Origin of the sequence: Microbacterium oleivorans NBRC 103075, assembly GCF_001552475.1 — a bacterium.
GTDB classification, from domain to species: Bacteria; Actinomycetota; Actinomycetes; order Actinomycetales; family Microbacteriaceae; genus Microbacterium; species Microbacterium oleivorans.
Map to the genome: position 1 here is coordinate 54598 of NZ_BCRG01000015.1, position 17776 is coordinate 72373.

Consider the following 17776-nt stretch of genomic DNA (forward strand, 5'->3'; position numbering starts at 1 on the left):
TCGCCCGGAGGGATGTCCGCGGCCCGGGTTAGCGTGAGGCCATCGCGACGGTCCGGGTGGTCCCGGGCACCGGTTCATACCCGGGTGTGCAGCGGGTTCGACTCCCGCCGTCGCGTCGAAGTCGGCGGCATCGCTCCGCCACCGACGGTGCCGGGCCTCCGACCCGCCCCGCGGGTGCGGGAGAGCGTCGAGGGCCACCTGCCCTCCTCTACGATGGGCAAATGATCCCGTCAGGTCCTTCCTCGGATCCGACTGCGTCGTCGCCGCGGCCGTCGCAGACCGACATCGTCGTCGCATCCATCCTGTCGATGGTCGAATCCGGGAAGCTGCGCCCCGGCGATCGTCTGCCCATCGAGAAGGACCTTGCCGAGCAGATCGGTGTCTCGCGCGGTTCGTTGCGCGAAGGGGTCCGAGCGTTGGCTGTCCTGGGCGTCGTCGAGACCCGGCAGGGCGACGGCACGTACATCACCGCCCTGGATGCCGCGAAGCTGCTGGGGCCTCTGACCTGGTTCGCCGATCGGCAGATGGATGCGGAACCCGCCCAGCTGCTGAACGTGCGTCGCGTGCTCGAAGCCGAGAGCGCGGCGCTCGCGGCCCGCGTGGCCACTGAGGAGGAGATCGCCGAGATGAGTGCCGCGCTCGACCGGGTCGACGTCCTTCTCGACGCCGGGGCCGAGCAGAGCGACATCGGCGCGATCATCGACGTCGACACGCAGTTCCATCGGTTGATCGCTCAGTCCAGCGGCAACCCGCTCCTCGCGGCCCTCGTGAATTCGCTCGCCGGGCACACCTACCGCACCCGCGTCTGGCGTGCGCTCGAAGAGCGCGGCGCCACCGCCGCCACGCAGGCCGAGCATCGCGGCATCCTGGACGAGATCGCACGTCACGACTCCGATCGAGCGCGGATGCGGATGCATGTGCACCTGCTCGCGGTCGAGGACTTCGCGGAATCTCGCGGGCGGGAGCGGGCTGCCGAGGATCAGTCGTCCTGATCGCGACGTCCGACCCCGTTGACACGCAGCGATGCGGGACTCGGCGGTCGCGAAAGCGTCGGCCATAACCGTCAGGCGGCACCCACGGGGTCCGGGGCGAGGCCCGCCTCAGCGAGCTCGGCCCACAGGTCTTCGGGGATGAGCGACGTCCGCCGTTCGATGCTGCTCTCGACGTGCGCGACGCTGCGCATGCCGATGACGGTCGAGACGACGGCGGGATGCCGCAGCGGGTACTGCACCGCTGCGGACGGGAGATCGACGCCATGGGCGTGGCAGATCGCGGCGAGCCGCTCTGCCCGCTCGCGGACCTCGTCGGAGGCGGGCGCGTAGTCGAAGTGCGCGTCGGGCCGGATCTGAGCCGAGCTGAGCAGTCCGGAGTTGTAGACGCCGGCGGCGACGATCGCGACGCCTCGCCGGAGCGCGAGGGGCATCAGATCGGCCAGTGCCGTCTGAACCAGCAACGTGAACCGACCCGCGAGCATCACCACGTCGATGTCGTGCGCCTGGATGAACCGAGCTGGCATCGCCGACTGGTTCATCCCCGCGCCGATCGCGCGGACGACGCCCTGCTCGCGGAGTTCGATGAGCGCCGGCAACGCTTCGCGGGTGGCCTGCTCTTCGTGGTCGTCCGGATCGTGCAGGTAGACGATGTCGATCCGGTCCGTGCCGAGACGGGCGAGGCTGGCCTCGATCGAGCGCTTCACACCGTCAGCTGAGAAGTCCCACTCACGACGGACGGATGCCGGCACAACGAAACCCTGATCGTCCTGACGATCTGCCGTATCGGGGCTGTCGACGAGCAGTCGGCCGACCTTCGTCGAAATGACGACGTCATCGCGGGGCGTTCCGGCCAGCGCAGCCCCCAGCCGGCGCTCGGAGAGGCCGAGGCCGTAGTGCGGAGCTGTGTCGAAGTACGTGACTCCCGCGGCCAAGGCTGCGTGTACCGCCGCGGTCGACTCCTCGTCGGTCGTCCGACGATTGAGGTTGCCGAGTTGCGCGGCGCCGAAACCGACATCGCTGACGGGGAGATGCCCCCTGATGGATCGCGTGGCGAGGGAGAGGGCGGTCATCCGGTCATCGATTCTTTCGTTGTCGGCTGAGCGGGCGGCGCGGGGCGGCATTACCGCGGCGGCGAGCCGATTCATCCAATGTATGAGCCGAACGCTACCAGGAAGGCGTGTTTTCGCGGGAATAGTCCGCAGTGACGTACGAATACATCGGACCTCTTGTCCGCGTCTGACGCGGCGGACAGTTCGCTGCCTGCCTTCAGGCGCCGGGGTACCGCTCACCGACGGGCACCTCGACCGCGAGCACATTGCCGGGCTGCGCCAGAGGGCAGGCCCACGCCGGGTCGTAGGCGCACGACGGGTTGTAGGCGAAGTTGAAGTCGAGCACGATCGTTCCGGCCGCGGCATCCGAGCCGAGATCCGCACCCTTGATCGTGTCGATGAGGTAGCGGCCGCCCCCGTAGGTTCCCTCAGGGCGTCCCGCCAACGCATCGCGCACAGGGATGAAGAGACCGCCGCCGTACGTCGTGAGGCGCCACACGTCCAGCGTTCCCACCTCCGGAACCTCCACAAGGGCGATCCGCTCGAAGGGCACCACCCCGTCCGTGCCCGTCGCGAACTCGAACCCGCCGGGCTCGGCTGGCAGGAGCGGCAACTCGAACCGCCAGTCGGGGTCGTACGCCGCGATCGGTACGCCGGTGAAGTCGGGACGCACCTCCGGCAGGAGGGGGGTTGCGGGGTGCGTCGCGAGCATGTCGTCGCGTCCGCGCTGCCACCGCGCGTGGCCCTCCTCCGGACTCGCAGCTTGTCGAACGTCCGCGTAGAGGGCGAAGACGCGTCGACGCCAGTCGACGACATCGGTGGCGGTTCGGGCAGCCGTGGGGATCATCGGCTCAGGCTACGCGCCTTCGCTTCGAATCGGGCCGGACCCCTCCCCGAGAGCACGCGGCGCGCGTAGCCTCGCGGGAAGGAGGTGCTCCATGCGCACACATCCCTCGATGTTCGCGGCAGCCATCGTGTGCGCTGCGCTCACCCTCACCGCCTGCGCAACGGAAGGAACCGCGATGCCCGAGTCCGACGGGCCAGCCCCCTCGAGCCGCCCGCCATTCCTGCGGGCCAGTCCCACCCCGCTCGTCCCGACCGGAGCTCCTGCCGAGGTTCCCGAGGCCAAGTGGAAGGCGCTCGTCGCTGATCTCGCGGCGCGAGGGGTGTCGGGTGAGCCGACCCTGGTCACCGCGGAACGCGTCGAGTTCGCCAACGGTTCGCTGGGGTGCCCCCAGCCGGGCATGTCATACACGCAGGCTCTCGTGGACGGCTACCGCGTCATCGTCCGGGCGGACGACCGCACGTTCGACTATCGATTCGGCCGCGGCGACGATCCTCTGCTCTGCGAACGCTGACGACGGATGCCGAAAGGGGCGGCGCGTCTCTCGACGCACCGCCCCTTCCTCTGGGGGGGTGTTACTTGGTCTTCACGAGCAGGGCCTCATCGGCCCCCGACTCGTTATCGACCACGACCACCATGGCGCCGAGCGGCTTCTGCACGGCGAACGCCGAGGCATCCGTCCGCACCGTCACCGAGGCCTTGCCGCCCCGGGGGACGACCTCGTACTGACCGTTGCTGAACGCCGGGTTGCTCGGGTCGTACGTCGCCTTTCCGTCGAACGCGTCGCTTCCGTCCGTGGTTCCGCTGAACGACTGCACCGTGTAGTCGAACGGACCCGTGATGCCCAGATCGGCGAGGTTGACCGGCAACAGGATCGTGCTGCTGTCCGTCGGCGCCTGAGCGAGGAATCCGCTCGGTGCGATCGCGCCGGTCTTGACGTTCTGGACGAACACCTCGGCGACACCGTCGACGTCACCCGCGCGGACCGCACCGGAGTCGTAGGAGAGGACGACCCAGTCCGGCTTACCGTCACGGTCGGAGTCGATCACGACGTCGAACTCATTGGATGCCGCGTTGGACCACCGCGAGTGCGTGTTCACGGCGAAGACGGCCAGCTGGTCTCCTTCTGCCGTCGCGAACGACTGAACGCCGGCGGCGCGCAGGTCGTACCCGGTGTCGGTGATCGTCTTCGGGGCATCCTTCTTGTCCGACAGACCCCACGTGTAGACGTCGGCTGCCGCATCGAGTGCACCCTTGCGGTTCTTCAGATCGAGAGTGCGGTCACCGTCGGTGACGCGTCCACGAGTGCTGAGCGAGCCCTTCACCGTCACGTCGCTGTTGGAGCGCGGGACGAGGAGGTAGGGCACCCGCAGCGTCGAGCCGGGCGCCGTGAGCACGACGTCGCCCGAGACCTCGGAGAACGAGAACTGGTCGTCCGCGGAGAGCGAGCCGGGCACCGACGATGCCCCGATCGAGACCGAGACGCGGAAGGTTTCGGTACGCCCGGGACGGACGGTCACCTTCTTCGTGCTCGTCGTGACCTTCGCCTTGAGCGACTGCGACGACGGTGCGGTCGAGACGGTGAACGTCACCGGCTTCTTACCGTCGTTGCGGACGGTGACCTTCTTCGTTCCACCGAGCGTCTTGGTCGACTCGTCGAACCCGAAGCTCAGTGCCGTCTCGCGCATCCGCCCGCTGTCGGTCCGGAAGCTGTCACCCGTCGCCGTCACCTTCGTCGCCACCGCCTGCGCCGTGTCGACGAGACCGACACCACCGCGGGTCGGATCGATGCCGGCGACACCCTTGGGGTCAGCGGTGGATACGAGAGCAGCCGAGATCTGCTCGGTGTTCCACGAAGGGTGCGCCTGCACCGTGAGAGCGGCGACGCCGGCCACGTGCGGTGCGGCCATGGAGGTTCCCGACAGGACTGCCGAATCGCTTCCGGTGCCGACCGCGACGGAAGAGATCGACACTCCCGGGGCCGCGACGTCGGGGCTGATCGAGCTGTCACCGCTGCGCGGACCGGACGAGCTGAACGACGCGTAGCCGCGGAAGGCGGGGTTCGCGATCTTCTGCGCCTTGACCGTCACCGTGGCACCGTTCGTGAATGCCGCGCCGGCCGAGGAGGGGACGCCGAAGAACGGGATCGTCACCTCGTAGGGCGTCCCATCGTCGGGGTTCTCGGCGATGACGCCCTCGTACGGCGGCAGGTCATCGGTCGAGTTGACCATCAGGACGGCTGCCGCACCGGCCTGCTGACCGAAGATCGGCTTGGCCGCACGGGCGCACGTGCCGCGGGCAGTGACGGCGATCTGACCGCCTCCGCTCGTGACACCGACGCGGGTGTAGTCGGATGCCGCGCATCCGAGCGACTCGTTCGCGGTCGTCGCGGGGTCGTCGGTGAGCCGCACGACCTTCAGGGCGCCGAGGCCTTCGAGCGACGCGCCGTTGGCGTTGATCGCCTCGATGGTCTTGCCACCGACAGTGAGAGCGGCGCCGGGGAACGACGCGGTGCTGTCGATCGCGGACACGGCGATCACGCCGTCGCCGCTGCCCGGGGAGCCGGTGAGGTAGGGGCTCGGACCGGAGTTGCCGGCCGAGGCCACCACGACGACGCCCGCGCCGACGGCGTTGGCCGCCGCGACGGCGCTCGGGTCGTCACCCGTTCCGAACGAGGAGCCGAGCGACATGTTGATGACGTCCATGCCGTTGTCGACGGCCCAATCGATGGCTTGGATGGTCATCTCGGTCGAGCCGTCGCAGCCGAACACGCGGACGGCGTACAAGTCGGCCTGCGGCGCGACGCCGGGGCCGATGCCGAACGTCGTGGACGCGGTCTTCGCGTTGTACGGGCCCTTGTAGGTGGAACCGTCAGGGAGGACACCGGAGCCGCCGGTGGTGCCGGCGACGTGCGAGCCGTGGCCTTCGCAGTCGAGGGGGTTCGCGTCGGGCTTCGGGATCAGGGCGTCGCCCGTGCCGGACGGGTTGTAGTCGTCGCCCACGAGGTCGATGCCGCCCTTGACACGGGGAGCCTTCGGACCGAACAGGGCGGGGTCTGCCGGCTGATCGGACGTCGCGGCTGCGGCTTCGTATGCGGCGACGGTGCCGGGCCCACCGAATCCCGCGTGCGTGTAGTCGATACCGGTGTCGATGATCGCGACCTTGACGTTCTTGCCCGTGTAGCCGGTGCTCTGCCACACCTGGGGAACCCCGAGGAACGGGACGGAGACGGAGTTGTCGATCTCGTGCCGGACGACGGGGTGGACGGCCACGACTCCGGGAAGCGCAGCGACGTCGTCGAGCTGCCCGGTGGGAACGGTGGCCTGGATGCCGTTGTAGGCGGACTGCATCTGCGCGCGGATCTTCCCGCCGCGCTGGGTGATGCCGGAGCGGATCGCGTCCTGCGCCGCCTTGAGGTCCTTCTTCACATCGGTGCGCTCGCGCTTGCTGAGCGAGCGACCTTCTTCCGCTTCGACGACGGCGACGGGGTCGCCCTCCATCTCGATGACGACCGAGACCTGCCGATCGGGGTCGATCGCTCCGGCCGAGAAGGAGCTGTCGAGCGTGCCGCTCGACGTGCTCCGTTCGAATCGGGCGGTGGGGTCATCGTCGGGTGTTGCGGCGAGCGCCGCGGTCGTGGGCAGCGAGAGCGCGAGGACGCCCGCGACCGCCAGTATGCGTCGGTGCAAGGGGGGACCGCCTTTCCTTCTGGGAAGAGCGCTCGGCACAGATGACGGTTCATCCGAGTCGAATGCCGCGGCCGAGGCTGATAGGAGGCTATGCACGCCCTGACGATCTCCCAAGAGGTAGTTGCTCAGATGAGAAGATCCTCACGCGCGTTCAGGAGATGCGCGTCCCTTTCCGTGGCTACGACCTACCGATGAACACTCTGCCGTGCCCGGAGATTCGCGAGACCGAAGATCATCAGGAGGGCCGCAGCGGCCACCGGCGCCCACAGTGCGGTCGTCGATCCTGCGGACTCCGCCATCGAGCCGACGACCATGCTCGAGAGTGCTTGACCGACGACGACCGACGAACCGAGGATCGCCATGACGGTGGCTTCGCGCCCCCTCGGCGAGCGCGCGGCCGCGAGGGCGTAGAGGGTCGCGAGTGTCGGGCCGATGCCGCAACCGGCGAGGGCGAGCGCCCACCCCATCGAAACGGCGCCGGTCGCCCCTGCGGCGAGCACGGCACCGATCACCAGGATGCCGGTGAACGCGATCCAGCGCCACGGCAGCGAGAAACGTCGTGGCAGCATGCCGACGGCGAGCGCGAGGATCGCCGACCCGATGCCCATGATGCCGTAGAGGATGCCGGTCTGTTCGGGGAATCCGCCCTCGTCGGCGAACGCGGTAAGCGACGTCAGCATAGATCCGAAGAAGAGGCCGGTCGCGAACGTGCCGCCGGCCGCGAGCAGGATGCCCGGCCGCGCGATGCTGCGCGCGGGCTCGCGCTCGGCGGACCCGGCCGCGTGGCCTGCCGTGCGCGCTGTCGGATGCAGCGCGAAGGCGGTGACGAAGGCGAGAGTGAGCGCGGCCGCGGCGAGCACGGGAGCCGCGGGAGTCGCGGCGATCGCGACGACGCCGACGAGAACGGGACCGAAGACGAAGACGATCTCGTCGACGGCCGACTCGTAGCCCATCGTCGACTCCTGGAGCCGCCCGCGGGCGCCCGCGGCGAGCCGCATCCGTCCGATCGCTCCGACGAGGCGCGCGCGCGACATCGGCGAGACCTGGGGCGCGGTCGCCCCGGCGAGCGCCGACACGAGGAGGAGGAGGCCTTCGGGGGTGTCGCCGTAAGCCACAGCGACGAGCGCAACGAGGACCGCGCTCTGCACGAGCGCCGCGAGGAGCAGCACAGGGCGCTGTCCCCACCGGTCTGCCGCGGCGCCGATGAGCGGGCCGGTGGCGATCGTGCCGAGGCCGACCATCGCCGAGGTGAGTCCGCCGACGGCAAGCGATCCGCGGGCGTCCACCACCATGGTGAGGACGCCGACGACGATCATCGCGTACGGCAGCCGCGCGATCAGAGCGATGGCGAAGTAGCTGACGCCGATGCTCGCAGCGAGGGTGCGGATGGGGCTGTCGCTCGCGGCCGGGCGCACCGGACTGGAATCGGTGAGGGGCATGTGTGACCTCCGTGTAGACGAGGCGTCGTGCCGCCTTGACTCTCCACGGATCAGGTAGTTACACGGGGTGCTGACGCACCGGCACCCATTCTACCGGTCGGCACCTGAGCGTCCGAAGAATGCAACCCCCAGGTCGGCGTGGTCGACGAAGACCCCGTCGACACCCGCATCCGCGATGTGCTGCCACTCCCCCTCCCAGTCCCCGAACGCCGCCTTGGCGCGGCCCCGACGGAACGGGGCGGAGAGGAATGCGTTCTCGGGTCGGCAGGTCCACGTGTACACCTTGAGCCCGCGGCGGTGCGCTGCGGCGACGACCCCCGACTCCTTTGCGGTCCCCTCGAGGATGATGCGCTTGTCGAGACTGATGCCGTCGACCTCGTGCGCGAGACGGTCGAGGCCTGCGTCCGTGAGCTGATCCGCATACGAGGGACCAGCCTGCCCACGCGTCGCGACGAGGTCGAACGGGCGCCCCTCCGCTTCGAGCAGGTAGATGTATTGAGCACGGATGCCGCGGTCCCGCATCCGCTGCAGGATCGTCTGCTCGAACGACTCGACGACGAGCGGATGATTCCCGGCATCCCAGCCGGCCGCACGCAGCTCCGCGGCGAGCAGGGCCGCCACGTCGAAGCCGAGCGACCCGAAGTACGTGGCGTGTTTGACCTCGAGGACGACCCCGATGCCGCGGCCTTCCCGCGCTCCGACCCGAGCGACGAGGTCGAGAAGGTCACGCAGTCGCAGGATCGGCAGCCGATCGTCGAAGTCGGCGCTCCGCGGGCGCAGCTTCGGCAGTCGCTCCCGGCAGCGGAGGGTGTTGAGCTCGTCCCAGGTGAAGTCCTCCACGAACCAACCCGTGAGGCTCTCGCCGTCGACGCGTTTGGTCGTGCGCCGCGACGCGAACTCCGGATGCCGCGACACGTCCGTCGTCGAGCCGATCTCGTTCTCGTGCCGGATCACGGCGACGGCGTCCTTCGTGAAGACGACGTCCGGCTCGACCGCGTCGACGCCGAGGTCGAGAGCCAGCTCGTACGAGGCCAGGGAATGCTCGGGACGATATCCCGGAGCTCCGCGGTGGCCGATGACGAGCGGGCGCGTGCGGGACATGCGCTCAGGCTACCCAGCGGGGTGCACGCCAGCCTCCGCGGGAGACAGGCCCGTGGGACCCTCATAGTCCTCTCACAGCGGGGCACCCCTCCCGCAGAATCACCGTCCGATACGCTGGATCGACAGCACAGCGCTGTGAGTCGACCTTTGGAGTGACACACACAATGGCAGCGTCCGGCAATTTCGCCTTCAATAATCCGGTCTTTCAGGAGCAGCGCCCCGGCCTGACTCCTCCGGCAGCCCAGACGAACTCCGCAGCAGCCTCGCACCAGGCCGCCGCAGTTGCGTCGAATGCCCAGCTCGAGGGGATGTTCGCGGCTCCGACCGCGTCGTCCGCCGACACCGGCCGCATGACGGTCGAGGACACCGTCGTCAAGACGGCGGGTCTGTTCGGCATCCTTCTCGTCACCGCCCTCGTGGGCTGGTTCTGGACCCTCGGCGGATCGCTCATGCCGACGCAGGTCCAGCCGGGCAGCCTCACGATGGCGCCCTGGATCATCGGTGCGTTCGTCGGGTTCATCCTCGCCCTCGTCATCACCTTCACCTCCCGCAAGAAGGTACGTCCCGCGCTCGTCTGGGCGTACGCGGCGGCTGAGGGTCTGTTCGTCGGTGGCATCTCCGCGTTCTTCGAGTTCATCTGGCCCGGCGTCGTCCTGCAGGCCACCGTCGCGACCCTCGTGGTCGTCGGTGTGACTCTCGCGCTGTTCGCCAGTGGCAAGGTCCGCGTCAGCAAGAAGGCCAACAAGATCTTCATGATCGCGATGGTCAGCTACCTGGTCTTCGGCCTCGTCAACCTCGTCCTGATGTGGACGGGCGTCACCGGTGGAACCTTCGGTCTCTACAGCCAGAAGGTCTTCGGCATCCCGCTGGGTCTCGTCATCGGCCTGCTCGTCGTCCTGATGGCGTCGTACTCGCTGGTGCAGGACTTCGACCTCGTGCAGCAGGGCGCCCGCAACGGCGCTCCCCGCGAGTTCGGCTGGATCGGTGCCTTCGGCATCATGGTCACGGTCGTGTGGCTGTATGTCGAGATCCTCCGCATGATCGCCATCTTGCGAGGCAGCAACTGATCGCAGCGCTCAACGACGAAGGCCGCCCGGGCAACCGGGCGGCCTTCGTCGTTAACGCGTCAGGACGGGAGGCGGAGGACGGCCAGCGTGCCGCGCGGGTTGTGCGCCTGCAGCGACACGCTCGCACCGTAGGCGTCGGCCAGCGAGGCAGCGTTGGAGAGGCCGATACCGGTGCCCGGAATGGCCTCCTCGTGCGCGTACGGCGCCCGGTAGAAGCGCTCGAAGGCGTGCACGCGTTCCTGCTCCGTCATGCCGATGCCCTGATCCGCGACGGTGACGACGATGTCTCGGCCGTCTTCGTGCGCGGAGACCACGATGTCGCCCCCGCCCGCAGGAGTGAACTCGACGGCGTTTCGGAGCAGTTCTTCCAGAATGGAGGAGAGATCACGGACGGCGATGCGCGCAGCGCGTTCGGGCATCGTGCCGATCTGGATGCCGATGCCGCGTTCCATCGCGCGGACGGCGACCTCCGTCACAGCGTGCTTCACGACCGGGCCCACGTGCGAGGCACCGGAGCGCGCTTCGACGTCACGCGACGTCTGGCCAGCGGTGATGAGGCGCTCCACGAGACGGAGCAACCGCTCGGCCGACCGTTCGACGGCCTCCCAGCGCTCGGTCTCTGCGGAGTTGTTCATGAGGGCGATGTCGGTGTGTCCCAGGATGACCGTGAGGGGGGTGCGGAACTCATGCCCGACGGTGCTGAGGAATCGGTCGCGCACTTCGACCGCGTTCACGAGGTCTGTGACGTCCTGCCCCACGATCACGATGCCGACCTCGTCTCCACCGGCGACGACGGGGCGGACAATCACCTGCATCACGCGGCGAGGGTCGCCGCCGAATTCGACGGTGCGAGGCGCGGCGAAGTCCCCCGAGCGCACCCGCTCCACGAAGTCCGCGGACGTCGCCTCGACCGGCATCGACGGATCCGCCCGCCAGATGAGGGAGGCGAATCCGTCCCGGTCCACGTCGTCGATGCCCGAGCGACCGCTGATCTCGGCCGCGACTGCGTTCAGAAGGATGGGGCGACCGTCCGGTCCGAACACCGCGACGGCGTTGTCCGTCGCGTCGAGGGTCGCCCGCAGCATCGCGGTGTCGCGGTCCGACAGGCGCAACGCCTGATCGAGCTCCGTCGACACACTGTGCATGGTGGCTCTCATCCGCGCGAGGTCCAGAGCGACGAGGCTGACGGTGACGGCGACGAGCGCACTGATGACGGGAAGTGCGACGACCGACACGATGTCACTGGCGGAATCGAATCCCCCGCTGCTGAGCGCCTGAACGAGCGGGCCGACTGCGGTGAGCAGCACGCCCGCTGCCGTGACCATCGGCGGGAACGCGAACGCGAGCCACCCCAGCGGGAAGATGATGAGCATCGCTGCGGACGGCAACACATCGGTGCCGGCATCCCGGAGCGGAACGCACGCGATGATCTGCACCAGAGGGACGATCGCCAACCACTCCGTATGGTGGGTCGGCTGAACGAGCCACACCGCGGTCATGGCCGCCGTGCTGAGGACGATGACGCCGAACCCTGCGAGAAGGAGCGGCGTGACGCGCTCGCTGTCGATCGTGCCCAGGACGAGGATGACGATGAGACTGGCCGCGGCCAGCAGGAACTGGGCGTACGGCTGCGTGCGCGAACGCTCGATCAACATCTCACCCCCTCCTCAGTCGGCGGTGCAGAAAGGGGCAGGGTCCCGCGCTCACTCTGGCCGCGCGGCGCGTCCCGTGTCAAGAGGCGCGGGACCGGACGGTCACAGCAGTGAGCCGCGGGGCTCACTCCCACTCGATGGTCCCGGGGGGCTTCGACGTGACGTCGAGTACGACCCGGTTGACCTCGCGCACCTCATTGGTGATGCGATTGCTGATCTTCGAGAGGACGTCGTAGGGCAGGCGCGTCCAGTCCGCGGTCATCGCGTCTTCGCTCGAGACCGGACGAAGGACGATGGGATGCCCGTAGGTCCGACCATCTCCCTGCACACCGACCGAGCGGACATCCGCCAGGAGAACGACGGGGCACTGCCAGATCTCCGCGTCGAGGCCGGCCTTCGTCAGCTCCGCTCGAGCGATGGCGTCGGCGTCACGCAGGATCTCGAGACGGTCAGCGGTGACCTCGCCCACGATGCGGATTCCGAGGCCGGGCCCCGGAAACGGCTGGCGGCCGACGATCTCCTCGGGGAGACCGAGCTCGCGACCGATCGCGCGGACCTCGTCCTTGAAAAGGGTCCGGAGCGGCTCGACGAGCTCGAACTGGAGGTCCTCGGGGAGTCCGCCGACGTTGTGGTGGCTCTTGATGTTGGCCGTGCCGCTTCCCCCGCCGGACTCGACGACGTCGGGGTAAAGCGTTCCCTGCACGAGGAACCCGATGGGATCGCCGTCGGCTGCCGCCTCGGCGATGAGGTCGGACTGCACCTTCTCGAAGGCACGGATGAACTCGCGGCCGATGATCTTGCGCTTCTGCTCCGGGTCGCTGACGCCTGCGAGTGCGTCCAGGAAGGTCTCACGAGCGTCGACCGTGATCAGTCGCACACCGGTCGAAGCGACGTAGTCGTTCTCGACCTGCTCGCGCTCGCCCTTGCGGAGGAGTCCGTGATCGATGAAGACCGCGGTGAGCTGATCGCCGACGGCCTTGTGGACCAGCGCCGTCGAGACAGCGGAGTCGACCCCGCCCGAGAGAGCGGAGATCACGCGACCGCGGCCGACCTGGGCGCGGATCTTCTCGACCTGCTCCGCGATCACGTTGTCGCTGTTCCAGTCGGCCGGAAGACCCGCCGCCTTGTGCAGGAAGTTCTCGAGCACGCGCTGACCGTGGTCGGAGTGCTTGACCTCCGGGTGCCACTGCACGCCGTAGAGCTTCCGAGCGTCGTTCGCGAAGGCCGCGACCGGCGTCACCGCGGTACGGGCGAGGACGTCGAATCCATCCGGCGCCGCGCTGACCTGGTCGCCGTGACTCATCCAGACGTTCTGGTCGACCGGCTGCCCTGCGAGAAGCACGTTGTCGGTGACGATCGTGGCATCCGTCGCGCCGTACTCACGGAGTCCGGTGTTCGCGACCTCGCCGCCGAGGGTCTTCGCCATGACCTGGAAGCCGTAGCAGATGCCGAGGGTGGGGACGCCGAGGTCGAAGACGGCGGAGTCCAGCTGGGGCGCTCCCTCTTCGTATACCGACGACGGACCTCCGGAGAGGATGATCCCGACCGGGTTCTTCGCGGCGATCTCTGCGGCGGTGGCGGTGTGGGGAACCAGCTCGCTGTAGACACCGGCTTCGCGGACGCGCCGGGCGATCAGCTGCGCGTACTGGGCGCCGAAGTCGACGACCAGAACGGGACGCTGGGAGGTTTCGGTCTGCTCTGTCACCGGGTCTCCGTGGGGGTTTCGAGGGCGGTGGATGCGGCGGCTTCCCGCTCGGCCAGGTACTGCCTGACCTCGCGGGCGACCTTCGCCTCCATGAAGAACGAGAGGAGGGGGACGATGCCGCCGAGCGCCAGGACGATGAAACGCGGGAAGCGCCACCGCATGAGGCTCCAGACCCGGAAGCATGCGAAAAGGTAGACGACGTAGAACCAGCCGTGCACGATGAGGATCGCGAGCGAGATGTTGAGGCCGTCGCCCGTGGAGACGATGTCGCAGGTGTTCGTCGTGGGGACGAAGAGCGAGAACCACTGGCAATCGGGGCCGGGGATCGCGGTCGCGAACCAGAGGAGTCCGCCGGATCCGCCGGCGAAGAGCTCGACATGGATCGGGGTGTACTTGAGGATCATCTCGGCGACCAGCAGGAGCAGGCCGACACCGGTGATGATCGACGCGATCTGGTAGAACTTCAGAGCGCCGCGGATCGCCGGAAAAGTGGCGAGTTTGGGCTGGACGGGCATGGATCCCAGTCTACGGGCGCGCCGGGGCGTGCTCGGCGCCGTCAGCGTCGACATCACCCTCGGTGAGGGCTTCGACTTCCTTCTCCCACGCGTCTCGGGCCAGCCGGTACCACATGTAGAAAGCGAACCCCGCGAAGACCGCCCACTCGATGGCGTAGAAGATGTTGAGCCAGTTGACGGAGGAGAGCTCGGCGGGTGCCGGCGAGTGGATGTCACGGAGCCCGCCGAACGACTCCCCGGACACGAGGTAGGGACGGTAGACGTCGACCCCGGCCGCATCCCGCCACTGCGACAGCAGCGCAGCGGGAGACATGGCGGTGATCTCGAACGGGTCGCCGTCGCGGGGCGGTTCTTTCGCACCCTCATCCGAGATGATCCGCCCGGTCAGTTCCACCTTCTGCGGGGCATCGTCGTTGAGAGCGGACGCCGCTGCATCCGCGGTCGCTCGGTCGGGGGTGAACCCGACGGCCACCGCCAGCGACGTGGGCCCGTCGATGCCCGTCGTCGACGGGTCGACGCGCAGCTGACCTGCGACCCAGAAGCCGGGCTCGCCGTCGTCGAACCGAGAGCCGACGACACGGAAGTCGCCGGCGACGAAGGATCCTGCGACGTCGACGCGCTGGCCGACCAGCGGCTCCGACAGGTATTCGCCCGGCGTGACGACGTCGCCAAGCGGGCGTACCTGCTCGGTCATGCCGGCCGCCGGCGGGTCGGTGTCGATCGCGTTACCCAGCTGCCATTGCCCGAGCCACGCGAAGATGCCCGCGACGAGCAGGGCGAGCCCCAGCATCCCGATCCAGAACGGTCGGATCATCACTTCCCGCAGCGTCGGCGGGAAGACCTCGGGAAGATCGTCGGCGGTGCGAGCGGTGGTCATCAGTGGGACGACGCGTACGGCGCGACGACGACCTCGACGCGCTGGAACTCCTTGAGGTCGGAATACCCGGTCGTCGCCATCGACTTACGCAGAGCCCCGATGAGGTTGGCCGTGCCATCCGCGACAGGAGCGGGCCCGTAGAGGATCTCCTCGAGCGGCGAGACCTGGCCCACCTCGACCCGCGTGCCGCGCGGCAGCTTGGCGTGGTGCGACTCGGGACCCCAGTGGAATCCACGGCCGGGTGCGTCGGTGGCTCGCGCCAGCGCGACGCCGAGCATGACCGCGTCCGCACCCATGGCGAGCGCCTTCACGATGTCACCGGAAGTGCCCACACCACCGTCGGCGATGACGTGCACGTAGCGCCCGCCCGATTCGTCGAGGTAGTCGCGGCGGGCACCGGCGACGTCGGCGACAGCAGTGGCCATCGGTGCGTGGAGGCCGAGCGTTGCACGGGTGGTGGATGCCGCTCCCCCGCCGAACCCGACCAGCACACCTGCCGCGCCCGTGCGCATGAGGTGCAGCGCAGCCGTGTAGGTCGACGCGCCACCGACGATGACGGGAACGTCGAGGTCGTAGATGAACTTCTTCAAGTTGAGCGGCTCATCGACGCTCGACACGTGCTCTGCCGAGACCGTGGTCCCTCGGATGACGAACAGGTCCACACCGGCCGCGACGACGGTCTCGTACAGTTCCTGCGTCCGCTGAGGAGTGAGTGCGCCGGCGACGGTGACGCCCGCAGCACGGATCTCCGCCAGGCGGTCGCGCACGAGCTCCGGCTTGATCGGTGCCGAGTACAGCTCCTGCATGCGACGGGTCGCACCATCGGCGGGCAACGCGGCGATCTCTGCGAGAAGCGGCTCCGGGTCGTCGTACCGGGTCCAGAGTCCCTCGAGGTCGAGCACACCCAGTCCCCCGAGCTGACCCAGCATGATGGCTGTCCGAGGACTCATGACGGAGTCCATCGGCGCGCCCAGAACGGGGATGCCGAAACTGTAGGCGTCGATCGACCATGTCGTCGAGACGTCCTCGGGGTTGCGCGTGCGCCGCGAGGGCACCACAGCGATGTCGTCGAAGGCGTATGCGCGACGCGCGCGCTTGGCGCGGCCGAGCTCGATTTCCATGGTCACCGCTCCAGCCTACCGTCGAGCCCTGCCGCGTGCCCCGCCGGTCACCGGGCCCTACTCACACGCTTCTCGTCCCAGACGGGTGCATCCGACTCGCAGACCTCTCCGTCGGACCCGAACACGAGGAACCTGTCGAACGATCGGGCGAACCAGCGATCGTGGGTGACGGCGAGCACCGTCCCCTCGAAGGAGGCAAGGGCCCCTTCGAGAGCTTCCGCGGAGACGAGGTCGAGGTTGTCGGTCGGCTCGTCGAGCAGCAGGAGCGTCGCTCCCGACAACTCCAACAACAGGATCTGGAATCGCGCCTGCTGCCCTCCTGAAAGGCTCTCGAACGTCTGCTCCGCCTGCCCGACGAGACCGTACCGATCAAGCGCCGAACTGGCCGCCTCCCGCGGCATCCCGCCTCGGCGATCGTCGCCGCGGTGCAGAATGTCGAGGAGGGCCTTCCCCGAGAACTCCGGATGCCGGTGCGTCTGAGCGAACCATCCCGGCACCACCCGGGCGCCCAGGATCACCCGCCCCTGGTGTTCCACAGGCTCAAGCGCAACCGCGGTGTCCGTGACGTGCCCCAGCAGCGCATCGGGATCAGTCCCGCCCGCAGCAAGGAGACGGAGGAAATGCGACTTGCCTGACCCGTTGGATCCGAGGACGGCGACACGGTCGCCAAACCAGACCTCGGCATCGAACGGACGCATGAGACCCGTGAGCTCGAGTCGTTCGGCCGCGACGGCCCGCTTGCCCGTACGCGCCCCTCGAAGACGAAGATCGAGCTTCTGTTCCGTCGGCCGCGCCTCGGGAGGACCGGCCTCCTCGAACCTGCGCAGCCGCGTCTGCGCGGCTCGGTATCGAGACGCGAAGTCATCGCTCGCGGCTGCCTTCACCTTCATGTCCGCCACGAACTTCTTCAGGGCCAGGTGCTGCTCGTCCCACCTCCGCCGCAACTCGTCAAGGCGCGAGATCCGTTCGTCTCGGGATTGCTGATAGCTGCGGAAACCCCCACCGTGGACCCAGGCCGTGCTGCCTGCCATGCCTGCTTCGAGGGTGACGATGCGGTCAGCAGCCCGTGCGAGCAGTTCGCGATCGTGCGAAATGAGCAGCACGGTCTTGTGGCTTTCGCGCAGGCGCTCTCGCGGAACCGCGCCCGCTCGAAGGGCACGCCAAGGGCTGCGATGGTGCAGGTGTCCCAACGGTCTCGTACTCGTAACCCCCGGCATCCGCATAGTCAGCGATGGCGGAGGCGTACCGCAACTGCGTGTCGAGCACGTCGTTCTCGATCACCGCATTCTCCGCGGCCCCGAGCTCACGCGCCGCGCGCGCGATGCGACCGGGAGACACCTCGATCAGGAGATCGTGGACCGTCTGTCCAACCGCCCCATGGCCCACGAACTGATCCATCGCGCCGAGGGAGCCATCGACAGACACGACACCTCCGTGAGGGGTGGTGTCGCCGCGCACGATGCGCATCAGCGTGGTCTTGCCGGCGCCGTTTTGCCCGATGAGCGCAGTCGTCTTGCCTGCCGGAACCCGGAAGGAGACGCCATCCAAAAGGGGACGCCCATCGGGCAATGTAAACGATACGTTCTGAACATCGATGTGAGCCACAAGATGGTCCTTCCGCTCCAAGAGCGGAGCCGACCAGCTTATCGAATATGCCCCACGAGCGCACACGAAAGTGGGCGTAAACCACGAAAGCCCCGACCAGCATTGGTCGGGGCTTTCGAT

At 68.4% G+C, this 17776-nt stretch carries 13 protein-coding genes, 1 tRNA gene and 1 pseudogene; 4 read left to right on the forward strand and 11 right to left on the reverse strand.

Features of this window, described 5'->3' with window-relative positions:
- Positions 1-43 precede the first annotated feature (43 nt).
- Both MO1_RS14655 and MO1_RS13700 read left to right on the forward strand, forming a co-directional pair.
- Positions 44-116 (forward strand) — tRNA-Met (locus MO1_RS14655).
- A gap of 105 nt (positions 117-221) precedes the next feature.
- Positions 222-992, forward strand: coding sequence for a FadR/GntR family transcriptional regulator (locus MO1_RS13700; protein WP_060916328.1), 771 nt, complete (start codon positions 222-224; stop codon positions 990-992).
- Between the two features lie 71 nt (positions 993-1063).
- Here the strand turns inward: MO1_RS13700 and MO1_RS13705 are convergent, their stop codons facing one another.
- Both MO1_RS13705 and MO1_RS13710 read right to left on the reverse strand, forming a co-directional pair.
- On the reverse strand, positions 1064-2062 hold the full coding sequence (locus tag MO1_RS13705; RefSeq protein ID WP_060916329.1) for an aldo/keto reductase: 999 nt from the start codon (positions 2060-2062) through the stop codon (positions 1064-1066).
- Positions 2063-2258: 196 nt separating this feature from the next.
- Positions 2259-2888, reverse strand: a complete 630-nt coding sequence (locus MO1_RS13710; RefSeq protein WP_060916330.1) for a DUF1684 domain-containing protein — start codon at positions 2886-2888, stop codon at positions 2259-2261.
- Between the two features lie 91 nt (positions 2889-2979).
- Here MO1_RS13710 and MO1_RS13715 point away from each other — a divergent pair, with 91 nt between their 5' ends.
- Positions 2980-3399, forward strand: coding sequence for a DUF8738 domain-containing protein (locus MO1_RS13715; protein ID WP_036313188.1), 420 nt, complete (start codon positions 2980-2982; stop codon positions 3397-3399).
- Positions 3400-3460: 61 nt separating this feature from the next.
- On the opposite strand, the gene MO1_RS13720 is transcribed toward MO1_RS13715, so the two are convergent.
- The 3 genes from MO1_RS13720 to MO1_RS13730 all read right to left on the reverse strand — a co-directional run bounded on the left by MO1_RS13720 (position 3461) and on the right by MO1_RS13730 (position 9114).
- Positions 3461-6574 (reverse strand): S8 family serine peptidase, encoded by a 3114-nt coding sequence (locus tag MO1_RS13720; RefSeq protein ID WP_060916331.1) that lies wholly within the window; start codon positions 6572-6574, stop codon positions 3461-3463.
- Positions 6575-6759: 185 nt separating this feature from the next.
- Positions 6760-8013 (reverse strand): MFS transporter, encoded by a 1254-nt coding sequence (locus MO1_RS13725; RefSeq protein WP_060916332.1) that lies wholly within the window; start codon positions 8011-8013, stop codon positions 6760-6762.
- Between the two features lie 90 nt (positions 8014-8103).
- Positions 8104-9114: a glycerophosphodiester phosphodiesterase family protein gene (locus MO1_RS13730; protein WP_036313194.1), complete on the reverse strand. Its 1011-nt coding sequence runs from the start codon at positions 9112-9114 to the stop codon at positions 8104-8106.
- 164 nt (positions 9115-9278) lie between these two features.
- Here MO1_RS13730 and MO1_RS13735 point away from each other — a divergent pair, with 164 nt between their 5' ends.
- Positions 9279-10181, forward strand: coding sequence for a Bax inhibitor-1/YccA family protein (locus tag MO1_RS13735; RefSeq protein ID WP_060916333.1), 903 nt, complete (start codon positions 9279-9281; stop codon positions 10179-10181).
- 59 nt (positions 10182-10240) lie between these two features.
- Here MO1_RS13735 and MO1_RS13740 read toward each other — a convergent pair whose 3' ends face one another.
- The 6 genes and pseudogenes from MO1_RS13740 to MO1_RS13765 all read right to left on the reverse strand — a co-directional run bounded on the left by MO1_RS13740 (position 10241) and on the right by MO1_RS13765 (position 17656).
- Complete coding sequence (locus MO1_RS13740) at positions 10241-11836, reverse strand: sensor histidine kinase (protein ID WP_255209279.1); 1596 nt, start codon at positions 11834-11836, stop codon at positions 10241-10243.
- A 121-nt stretch (positions 11837-11957) separates the two neighbouring features.
- The gene (gene guaA / locus MO1_RS13745; protein WP_036313198.1) at positions 11958-13538 is read right to left on the reverse strand and encodes a glutamine-hydrolyzing GMP synthase; all 1581 of its coding nucleotides are present in this window, start codon (positions 13536-13538) and stop codon (positions 11958-11960) included.
- Positions 13535-14053 carry a DUF3817 domain-containing protein gene (locus MO1_RS13750; RefSeq protein WP_060916340.1) on the reverse strand — a complete coding sequence of 173 codons (519 nt, stop codon included), beginning with the start codon at positions 14051-14053 and terminating at the stop codon, positions 13535-13537. The genes guaA and MO1_RS13750 overlap by 4 nt, the downstream gene beginning before the upstream one ends.
- A 10-nt stretch (positions 14054-14063) precedes the next feature.
- A complete protein-coding gene (locus MO1_RS13755) occupies positions 14064-14930 on the reverse strand; it encodes an SURF1 family protein (protein ID WP_060916334.1) in 867 nt (288 codons plus the stop codon).
- Positions 14930-16051, reverse strand: coding sequence for a GuaB3 family IMP dehydrogenase-related protein (locus MO1_RS13760; RefSeq protein ID WP_036313202.1), 1122 nt, complete (start codon positions 16049-16051; stop codon positions 14930-14932). Before MO1_RS13760 ends, MO1_RS13755 begins: the two co-directional genes overlap by 1 nt.
- 47 nt (positions 16052-16098) lie before the next feature.
- Positions 16099-17656, reverse strand: a pseudogene (locus MO1_RS13765) (ATP-binding cassette domain-containing protein).
- Positions 17657-17776: the final 120 nt, after the last annotated feature.